Consider the following 9,641-nt stretch of genomic DNA (forward strand, 5'->3'; position numbering starts at 1 on the left):
TCATTTGCTTTTGACCTAGAGCCTGTTCCAGTTCACTTATGCGAGCCTGCATTTTATTAATTTTATCCATCTGACTATCTTTAAACTCGACAACTTTTACTGATTTCTTGTTGTATTTTGAATATTTGTAGATCCAATTATAAATCGATTGATTTGAAATATCGTAAATCTTTTCTAATTCGTAAACTGAATGCTTTCCTGATTCATAAAGTTTGACTATTCGAAGCTTAAAATCTTCTGAATAAATCTTTCTTGGTCCTAAACGTTTTCCGCTTTTTATCATCTTTAAAATGGTTTTAAAACGGTCAACCTATATCAGGGAGTGACAATAAGTCCTGAGTCGAAATTAATTATTTTGAATTAATTGGTGGCTGAGTGTCCCGACTTTTGCGTCGGGATGTATCGAAGCTACCATGGGTTATGAGCTTTCCATTGTCTGTTCGAGCTTGCCTGCGGTCCTTGGAAGGCAAGTCAGTAAAATTATAAATTTTGAATTAAAAATTCGATCAAACACAACTTTACCATCACAAATTACTCGTCACTGCTCACTCAAGTAAAAGCATAGCAAGATTTGACTTCGATATTTTGTATTCAGTATTGAATATTCCACTGGTGAACTGGTCAACAAAATTAAAAATTGCCCATTACACGTCTCTCCGAATACACGAAAAAACTATTCACCAATCACTATTCACTAGTTAAGCGACTTGATAAACGGCTCAATTCCCTCCATGCCTTCATTGGTCAACCTGCGGATGAACTCAGAGCCGATGATGCAACCGCTGGTATAGCGACTGGCCTGCTCAAAACTTAAGGCGTCTTTAATTCCGAAACCTACCATGAGTTTATTACTCAGATGCATATCGGAGATGCGTTTGAAGTAGGACATGGCTTCTTCGCCAAATCCTTTTTCGCCTCCGGTGGTACTGGACGAACTCACCATATAGACAAAGCTATCGCCCAAGGCGTCTATGGTTTGAATACGCTCTTCCGAAGTTTCAGGTGTAATCAGTGGAACGAATTTAAGGCCGTGGGTTTCAAACAGGGCTTTATAATCTCGCTCAAAAATATCGATAGGCAAATCGGGCATGATGATACCGTCAATTCCAATGGCTTCACATTCCTTACAAAACTGCTCTACGCCAAATTGTAACATCGCATTGAAATAGCCCATCACGATCAAAGGAATATCCACCTCCTCGCGGATGCCCTGCAACTGCTGAAACAATTTCTGCGAGCTCATACCGTTTCTGAGCGCCTGTTCCGAACTTTTCTGAATGACGGGTCCATCTGCCAGAGGGTCGCTGTAAGGCAAACCAATTTCAATGACATCGGTGCCTGCATCGGCCAGGCGTTTTATGACTTCTGTAGTGTCTTCCAGCTGAGGGTAACCCGCCGTAAAGTAAATGGAGATTAGTTTTTTATCCTGAGCCAGGGCTTTATTTATTCTGTTCATAGTCTTTTTTAGTTAGGTATTGCCAGGTCATCATTTCTTGAAGCTTTTGCGGACAAGTGGCTTTATTTAGTTCGGTTTAAGTTTATAGGGTTTTGTCTCGTATCAAAGACATCAGCAATTTTAATACAACCCTTTTTATAGTCAACCGAATAGATGAGTTTGTAGTTTCTGAAAACCAAATATCGATATTCAATTTCCCTATGTTTTAAAAAGGGTTCTTTTTCGCCGATTTCTGGTGTTTTAATCAATTTATTCGGCTCGTTAATAATAGCATTTACGAGCTTTTTAGCAACTTTTATACTTGCGATTTTTTCGTAAAACTCATAAATGTCGTCAAGCTCAGATTCAGCTAATTCAGACCAAATTATTTTCAATGCCATTAGTCGTATTTGGCTAATAATTCAGAACTGCTTTTAAATCGATTGTTTTCGAAATCAGATTCAGATTGATCCATTCTTTTATCCAATTCTTCTTGAGTCATAGGTTCAAATGTTCTTAAGTCAGAAACATTCTTTTCTTTTCTCAGTAGGTTTTCAAGACGTGAAACAACTTCTTCGTTTTGAAGTTTTAAAAATTCTTGTATAAATTCTAATTTTCGAGCTTCTAAATTCATTGTTTTAAGCTTTTGTCAAATATACTAAATATCAATTTAGCTATCTTTTTTATCTAATCGTAGATTCACTTAAGTTATCTACATTAGGTAGTATCTGCAATAACTAACTCTCTACATTCAAAATATTATCAATGAATATTATCCTATCTAAGCTAAAAGTTCACTCTGGTTTAATCTTTACGATTTTGCCATCTCTCATCACCACAAGTTCACTGTTTTTTGATTTCTTGAATTCTATAAGTCTTTCGTAAACTTTTTGAAGACCAGCTTCAATTTTTTCTCCTAATTCTATTTGTTTATCACGTTTTGTCATAGTATGCTTTTAATTGGTTGAATTTATTATCATCACTAATCAAGATGTCCTCCTGTTCAATTTTTTTGGCTATTAATTCATGCTTTCCGTAAGAGTTATCAAAAATAAAGGTGGCATCCACCATATCTAAATAAATGTCGAATAAATTGTTGATACCTCTTAGATATCGCCTTTCAATAACACCTACTGGAATGTGATGACCACCTTCTAAAACTCTTGTTTTGACTCGTTCTTTAGCAAGTTCGATATTGTTGAGCCAAAAAAACAGAAGTGTTACTGTATAACCTAACTTTTTAGCTTTTAAAATTTTATTTCTATAGGTTTTTGAAGCTAGAGTGGTTTCAAATCCAAAGCTTTCATTTTCATTTAAAAGATCATTTATTCTATCGATCATAATTCGGCCAGACTCAAAAGCTACTTTTTCTGGCTGAAATGGAGAAAGACCTTTAGCGATTTCGTCTGCATTAACGAACTCTTTACATTCAATGATTTCAGGTAAGATGGTATAAGAAGCAGTAGTTTTTCCTGCCCCATTGCAACCTGCAATGATATAGAGATTTTTGTCTTCCATATTACAAATTTACATTAATAAAGCAATATCATTTTTATTCATTTCTCTGCGTCCTTTTGTCATTACAGTGCAATGCTACTTAGTATTCACGTAGGACACTAAGTTTTAAACTATCATTTTTCTCTTTGTTTTTGCTCTATGTTCTAAAGTCTGCGCTCTATTCTCTAAACATTTTTATAGATCAACGGCTATTGTATTTGAGATCATCTCTAATTATCGATACAATCCCAACAAAACGGTCGGGATCACTCTAACTGACATCTTGTCCTTTGCTCCATGCTCTATGTTCTTTTCTTACCACAAAGCCACGAAGGACACAGAGGTATTCATTCAACATTTCTATATACACTTTGTTTTAACATCGAGCTGCCTGTGCTGAGCGAAGACGAAGTAGAGCCGAGATGTATTGCTCATCTATCAACTCCACTCAAGAAGACAAATCTCTAATACTTAATACCCAAAATACTTTCTATACGTCTCCAAATCTTTATCTCCTCTCCCCGAGCAGTTGAACACCAGTACATCGTCTTCTTTAAACTCCAAATACTTGAAAATCGCAAAGGCATGCGCCGTTTCAATCGCCGGAATAATCCCTTCCATACGACTCAACTCCAAACCTGCCGTCATAGCTTCCGCATCGGTGATGGACACAAACTTACCTCGACCTGTTTTGAACAAATGCGCGTGCAGCGGTCCGATACCCGGATAATCCAAACCAGCTGAAATCGAGTACGGCTCGGTGATTTGGCCGTCGGTATTTTGCATCAACAGGGTTTTACTCCCGTGAATAATGCCTTCGCGTCCCAGAATCGTCGTGGCAGCAGATTCGGTCGTCTCCACTCCTTTTCCGGAAGCCTCCACACCGATAATCCCCACTTCTTCATGATCCATAAAGTCAGCAAACAATCCTGCCGCATTACTTCCCCCGCCTACGCAGGCGATGACATAATCCGGCAATTCCCGGCCTTCTTTCTCCAGCATCTGTTTTTTAACCTCCTTGGAAATCACACTCTGCAACTCGGTCACCATAGCCGGATACGGGTGTGGTCCTACCACCGAACCGATGATGTAATGCGTGTCCTGCGGATGGTTGATCCAGTCCCTAATTGCCTCGTTGGTCGCATCTTTCAGCGTTTTACTTCCCGAGGTAGCAGGCACCACCTTGGCGCCCAGCATTTTCATTCGCGCGACGTTGGGGGCCTGGCGCTCGATGTCGACTGCTCCCATGTATACAATACATTCCAGCCCCATCAGCGCACAAACCGTAGCCGTAGCCACCCCATGCTGGCCTGCGCCCGTTTCGGCAATGATGCGGTGCTTGCCCAAAGCCTTGGCCAGGAGAATCTGACCAACCGTATTGTTGATTTTATGCGCCCCGGTATGACACAAATCTTCGCGTTTCAGGTAGATCTTGGTCTTGTATTTCTCACTTAGATTTTCAGCCAGATACAAGGGCGTTGGCCGACCTACATAGTCTTTCAACAAATGCTTAAACTGCTTCTGAAAATCATCCGTCCCTATAATCTGCTTATAGTTTTGTCTTAATTCCTCCACGTTGGGATACAGTAATTCGGGGATGTAGGCACCACCAAAATCTCCATAAAATCCTTTTTCATCTACACTATACTTGCTCATATGTTCTAAGGTTTTGTAAAAATTCTTGTACTAATTTTATGTTCTTAAGGCCGGGCTCATCTTCAAACCCACTATTTATATCAACGCCTGCAATGAGGCCGTCTTTATATAACTGACTCACCTGTTCGGCGTCTTCAGGACCAATGCCACCGCTGAGCATTACCGGTTTTGAAAAATTCTGCTGCTCCAGCAACTGCCAGTCAAATTTCTCACCTGTACCTCCGCGATACTGACCTTTGGTGTCCAGCAAATAGCCGTCAACAGCAGAGTGATAGGCTTTCACGCCCTTGAAATCTGAAGCTGATTTGATGGAAAACACTTTCCATAAGCTGACCTCAGCCTGACCTGCTTTATCTAGTGCCTTTCTGAGTTCCAGGCAGAAGTCGGGGGTTTCATCCCCGTGCAACTGAATCACCTCAAGTCCAAAACTTTCCACTTTTTTCAAAATGACAGCTATGCTTTCATTCACAAACACCCCTACTTTCTGAATGCTGTCGGGAACGTCCACTGCCGTTTCAGCAAATCGAGGAGATTTCTCATAGAAAATAAACCCCATATAGTCGATGTCCTGTTCGGCAAGTGCCTTTATATTTTCGGGATGTTTCATCCCACAGACTTTTACTTTCATCACTTCCTGTTCTGTTGTTCTGAGCGTTTTTGCTTCATGAAAAACTCACCTACCAGCACGCCGTTGAATCCCTGCTGAATTAGTTTCTCGATGCTTTCCCTATCCTGAATTCCACTTTCTGAAATTTTCAGCAGCTCTGAAGGCAAATGTGGCAGCATGTCCAGTCCCTGCTGAAGATCCACGTCGAAGGTTCTTAAGTTTCGGTTATTCACTCCTATCAGGTCGATGTACTTTGGCGCCAGTTTTTTAATTTCTTCAGCTTGATGAATTTCAAACAGAATTTCCAAACCCAGGTCATGCGCCAAAACGGCCAGCTCCTCCAGCTTTTCTGAAGGCAGAGCATTGGCAATTAACAAAATGGCATCCGCTCCGTAGGCTTTAGCTTCGTAAATCTGATAGGGATCTACCATAAAGTCCTTGCGAAGAATCGGCAACTTACAAACCGATTTTGCCAGCTGTAAATCTTCCAGGCTCCCCCCAAAATAACGCTGATTGGTCAAAACCGACATTCCTACAGCGCCCATCTGCTCGTAGCTTTGGGCAATCTCAATCACATCAGCCTTCAAATTAATCGCTTCTTTACTCGGCGAACGGCGTTTAAACTCCGCTATAATTCCCTGTCCTGAACCTGCCACGGCCTGCTTTAAGCTTCGCGTTGAACTTGAAAACTCAGGGAAAGACTTTAAAACCTCAACCGGCATCTTCTGTTTCTTAAGGTTCACAACCAGTTGCTGATAACCTGTGATTTCTTCTAAAATCCTTTTCATGACTGACTGATGGTTTTGAGTTGGTTCAAGACTTCTAGAGCTTTTCCGCCCTTTAAAATAGATTTAGCTTCGGTAAAAGCCTCTTTTACAGAGAGATCTTTTGCTGTTGAATACGCTGCGGCGGCATTGGCACAAACCACATGGTTCTGGGCTTCAGTTCCTTTTCCGCTTAAGATCTGATAAAAAATATCAGCGGCACTTTCTACAGTATCCCCTCCATAAATTTCTTCTTTGGTCACCGGCAAAACCCCGAAATCTTCAGCAGAAAGAAACATTTCTTTGGACTGAGTCACGCACTTGGTTTTGGCGGTGAGTGAAATCTCATCATACTGATTGAGATCGTGCAGGATACAATAGGTCTTATCGGTCTTCTGATACAAATAATGATACTTCCTCAGGAGTTCCAGGTCGTAAACGCCAACCAGCTGCAATTCAGGTTTAGCCGGATTTACCATGGGTCCCAGCATGTTGAAAAAAGTTTTGAGCGCCAGGGACTTTCGTATAGGTGCTACATTCTTCATTGCCGGATGAAACAGCGGCGCATGAAGAATCGCGATATTGGCTTCATTAAGGCATCGGTCTAAAAACCCCTGCTCGCTGGAGAATTTGATACCCATTGCTTCCAGAACATTGGAACTTCCACTCACTGAAGACACGCCATAGTTTCCATGCTTGGCGACTTTCATATCCATGGCTGCTACGACAAAAGAAGCAGCAGTAGACACATTGAAGGTATTCTGCCCATCACCACCGGTACCGCACAGATCCATGACGGTTTCGCCCTGGAAATCCACAGGAATGCAAAGTTCCAGGAGCGCATCCCGGAAGCCTTCCAGTTCTTCTACACTGATGCTGCGCATCATGAACACAGTCAGAAAAGAAGCGATTTGAAGGTCGCTGAATTCTCCGTTGGAGATTTGAAGCAATACCGCCCTGGCTTCTTCCTTGGAGAGCTGTTCCTGGTGAATTAATCGATCGAGTATATATTTCATAGTAAAAGTTCGTTTGTCAAGTAGGTTAGCTTTCTATCCAGTTTCTAATCATGCGTTTACCTTCAGGCGTCAACACCGATTCCGGGTGAAACTGGACCGCTCGTACATCGTACTCTTTATGGCGAAGGGACATGATTTGACCCTCCTCATCGACTGAAGTCGCCACCAGGCAGTCCGGCAATTCCTGTTTCACTACCCAGGAATGGTAACGCCCCACCATCAGCGTATCGGGTAAGCCTTTGAACAGGACTTCATCCTCTACCAGGGTTTTGATTTCTGTCGCGACACCGTGGTGAACTTTATCCAGGTTTAAAAGCTCGCCTCCAAAAACTTCCATAATGGCTTGTTGCCCCAGGCAAACCCCAAGCATCGGTTTTTCGTGAGCAAAAGCTTTGATGATCGCCTTCAGCTGTCCCGCTTCATCGGGAATACCCGGTCCCGGTGAAAGCAATATTTTATCGTACCGGGCAACTTCATCGAGGTCAACCTCATCATTTCTTTTGACGGTGACGTCGGCCTCGAATTCTTCCAGGTAATGCACCAGGTTGTACACAAACGAATCGTAATTATCTATGACTAATATTTTCTTCATGACTTCCTTTTATTGATCTAAAGCTTTACGCAAAGCTCCAAGTTTATTGATGACTTCCTGCAGTTCGTTTTCTTTGGTACTGTCGCTTACCACGCCGGCACCAGCTTGAAAATGCAATTTTAAATCTTTACTGACAAAACTTCTGATGATGATGGCCTGGTTCATATTGCCTTTGAAATCGATCACGCCAATCGCTCCGCCATAGGCCTCGCGACTGATGTTTTCATACTTTTCTATCAGAGACATCGCCATGTGTTTGGGCGCCCCGCTTAAAGTGCCTGCAGGAAAGGTATCTCCCAGTAATTTCAAACTGTCTTCCGGATTGACTTCAGCGGTTACTTTACTCACCAAATGAATCACATGTGAAAAATACTGAACCTCTTTATAGGTCTCCACTTTTACCTTTTTACCGTTGCGGCTCAGATCATTTCTGGCTAAATCCACCAGCATCACGTGTTCTGAGTTCTCCTTGACATCTTCAGATAATTTCAAGGCCATAGCCGCATCTTCCTGATCGTTACCTGTTCGTTTAAAGGTGCCGGCAATCGGATGGATCTCCGCTTTGCCATCCTGAACCACGAGGTGTGCCTCTGGTGAACTGCCGAAGATTTTATAATTTCCAAAGTCGAAGTAAAATAAATACGGACTTGGATTGATGCTTCGCAGTTTTCGATACACATTGAATTCATCTCCTTTAAAACCCTGAGAGAAACGTCTGGACATCACCATCTGAAAAACATCCCCACGCTGACAATGCGCTTTTGCTTTGGTCACGTACTCCATAAATTCTTCATCGGTAATCGGGGATTCCTCTTCACCGTCCAGTTCGAAATCGTACTCGGTATAATTTTGATTTTTCAGTAAGGATTTTAATTCTGAAATACGATCGGAGCCATCAAAAGAGTGGTTAAAGACATAGGCTTCATCATTGAAATGGTTGATCACAATCACATTTTGAAACACATTGTACAGCATATCCGGCAGGCCCAGTTTTGACTTGCTTTTGTCTATAGTCAGATTTTCAAAATAGCGCACCGCATCGTAAGTCGTAAATCCAAAGAGCCCTTGGGTCAGAAATTTGAAGTCATGGTCTTCTACCTCAAATTCAACTAAATATTTTTTGAGTTCGTTAGCGACATTCACCTGTTTATCAATAGCTATCTGTTTGAAGCTGCCATCGGGATATTTGAGCTCGATTTGCTCGTTTTCCACTTTGAAATGCGCAATGGGGTTGCAGCAGATATAACTAAAACTATTGTCATTGGTGTGGTAATCGCTGCTTTCCAAAAGCAAAGAATTTGGATATTTATCCCTGATTTTGAGATAAGCACTCACCGGGGTAAAGGTATCGGCAAGCAACTTCTGATAGGTGGTTTTTAAAGAATAACTCATAGTTTAAGACTCAGCGTTTTTAAAAATTAAAAAAGGCCTGTCGTGATAGACAAGCCTTTATGAAATATATGCATAGCAGGATCTAGATCACGACGTTTGACGTAATAAAGACCACCACCAAGAATTGTTTTTGTTGTTGAACATGTTACAAACATAGGAATAATATTCATTTCTTTTTGAATCTACAGATGTTAAAATTTTGTTTGTTCTCGACTCCGCTCGATGTTCAAACATTTGGGTTGCTCTGAGATTACTGTTTTCAAGTTCAAGCTGGCTGGAAGGAGCGCAAAGGAAGTAGAGTCGAGAACCCCACACCTTCTTTCAAGTTCGAGCATTCTAAGTTAAAAACAAATTTTTAAGCCGATAATTTCACAAAAGGTTCATCTCTTTTTGCAACAGCAAATATTCTTAAAACGAGTTTATTAGCGATGGCGTTTATTACACTCATGTGATGTTTTCCATCTTTAATCTTACGATTGTAATATGCCTTTAGCTGAGGATCATGCTGTGCAGCTGTGATAGCTCCCTTTGTCAAAATAGATTTTAAAGATTTATCTCTCAGAAAATGAGTCTTGGTTTTTCCTTTAATACTGCTTCCCGACTGGTATGGAAAAGGAGCTAAACCACAGTGGCAGCTAAATTTTCTTGGATTATCAAACTTATTAAAATTACCTGTTTCTGT

General features: G+C 41.3%; 13 protein-coding genes. All 13 read right to left on the reverse strand.

Annotated features, from left to right (window positions below; all coding sequences use genetic code 11):
* A partial coding sequence (locus BLP81_RS13330) for a transposase (protein ID WP_093369930.1) occupies positions 1–283 on the reverse strand: 283 nt, incomplete at its 3' end.
* A gap of 411 nt (positions 284–694) precedes the next feature.
* On the reverse strand, positions 695–1,456 hold the full coding sequence (trpA, locus tag BLP81_RS13335) for a tryptophan synthase subunit alpha (protein WP_093370448.1): 762 nt from the start codon (positions 1,454–1,456) through the stop codon (positions 695–697).
* A 62-nt stretch (positions 1,457–1,518) separates the two neighbouring features.
* A complete protein-coding gene (locus tag BLP81_RS13340; protein WP_093370452.1) occupies positions 1,519–1,836 on the reverse strand; it encodes a type II toxin-antitoxin system RelE/ParE family toxin in 318 nt (105 codons plus the stop codon).
* Positions 1,836–2,069 (reverse strand): hypothetical protein, encoded by a 234-nt coding sequence (locus tag BLP81_RS13345; RefSeq protein ID WP_093370457.1) that lies wholly within the window; start codon positions 2,067–2,069, stop codon positions 1,836–1,838. Before BLP81_RS13345 ends, BLP81_RS13340 begins: the two co-directional genes overlap by 1 nt.
* A 160-nt stretch (positions 2,070–2,229) precedes the next feature.
* Positions 2,230–2,382: a hypothetical protein gene (locus BLP81_RS13710; RefSeq protein ID WP_176752724.1), complete on the reverse strand. Its 153-nt coding sequence runs from the start codon at positions 2,380–2,382 to the stop codon at positions 2,230–2,232.
* The gene (locus tag BLP81_RS13350; RefSeq protein ID WP_093370462.1) at positions 2,369–2,953 is read right to left on the reverse strand and encodes an ATPase; all 585 of its coding nucleotides are present in this window, start codon (positions 2,951–2,953) and stop codon (positions 2,369–2,371) included. The genes BLP81_RS13710 and BLP81_RS13350 overlap by 14 nt, the downstream gene beginning before the upstream one ends.
* A 450-nt stretch (positions 2,954–3,403) precedes the next feature.
* Positions 3,404–4,588 (reverse strand): tryptophan synthase subunit beta, encoded by a 1,185-nt coding sequence (gene trpB / locus BLP81_RS13355; protein WP_093370466.1) that lies wholly within the window; start codon positions 4,586–4,588, stop codon positions 3,404–3,406.
* Entirely contained in the window at positions 4,575–5,216 is a 642-nt protein-coding gene (locus BLP81_RS13360; protein WP_093370492.1) for a phosphoribosylanthranilate isomerase, read from the reverse strand. Before BLP81_RS13360 ends, trpB begins: the two co-directional genes overlap by 14 nt.
* Complete coding sequence (gene trpC, locus BLP81_RS13365) at positions 5,216–5,983, reverse strand: indole-3-glycerol phosphate synthase TrpC (protein WP_093370472.1); 768 nt, start codon at positions 5,981–5,983, stop codon at positions 5,216–5,218. Before trpC ends, BLP81_RS13360 begins: the two co-directional genes overlap by 1 nt.
* Complete coding sequence (gene trpD, locus BLP81_RS13370) at positions 5,980–6,975, reverse strand: anthranilate phosphoribosyltransferase (RefSeq protein WP_093370475.1); 996 nt, start codon at positions 6,973–6,975, stop codon at positions 5,980–5,982. Before trpD ends, trpC begins: the two co-directional genes overlap by 4 nt.
* A 25-nt stretch (positions 6,976–7,000) precedes the next feature.
* Complete coding sequence (locus BLP81_RS13375) at positions 7,001–7,567, reverse strand: anthranilate synthase component II (RefSeq protein ID WP_093370481.1); 567 nt, start codon at positions 7,565–7,567, stop codon at positions 7,001–7,003.
* 9 nt (positions 7,568–7,576) lie between these two features.
* Positions 7,577–8,959, reverse strand: a complete 1,383-nt coding sequence (locus tag BLP81_RS13380; RefSeq protein WP_093370487.1) for an anthranilate synthase component I family protein — start codon at positions 8,957–8,959, stop codon at positions 7,577–7,579.
* Positions 8,960–9,314: 355 nt separating this feature from the next.
* On the reverse strand, positions 9,315–9,641 hold a 327-nt coding region (locus BLP81_RS13385), incomplete at its 5' end, for a transposase (RefSeq protein WP_143002846.1).

It is taken from the genome of Psychroflexus sediminis, assembly GCF_900099815.1.
Classification (GTDB): Bacteria; Bacteroidota; Bacteroidia; order Flavobacteriales; family Flavobacteriaceae; genus Psychroflexus; species Psychroflexus sediminis.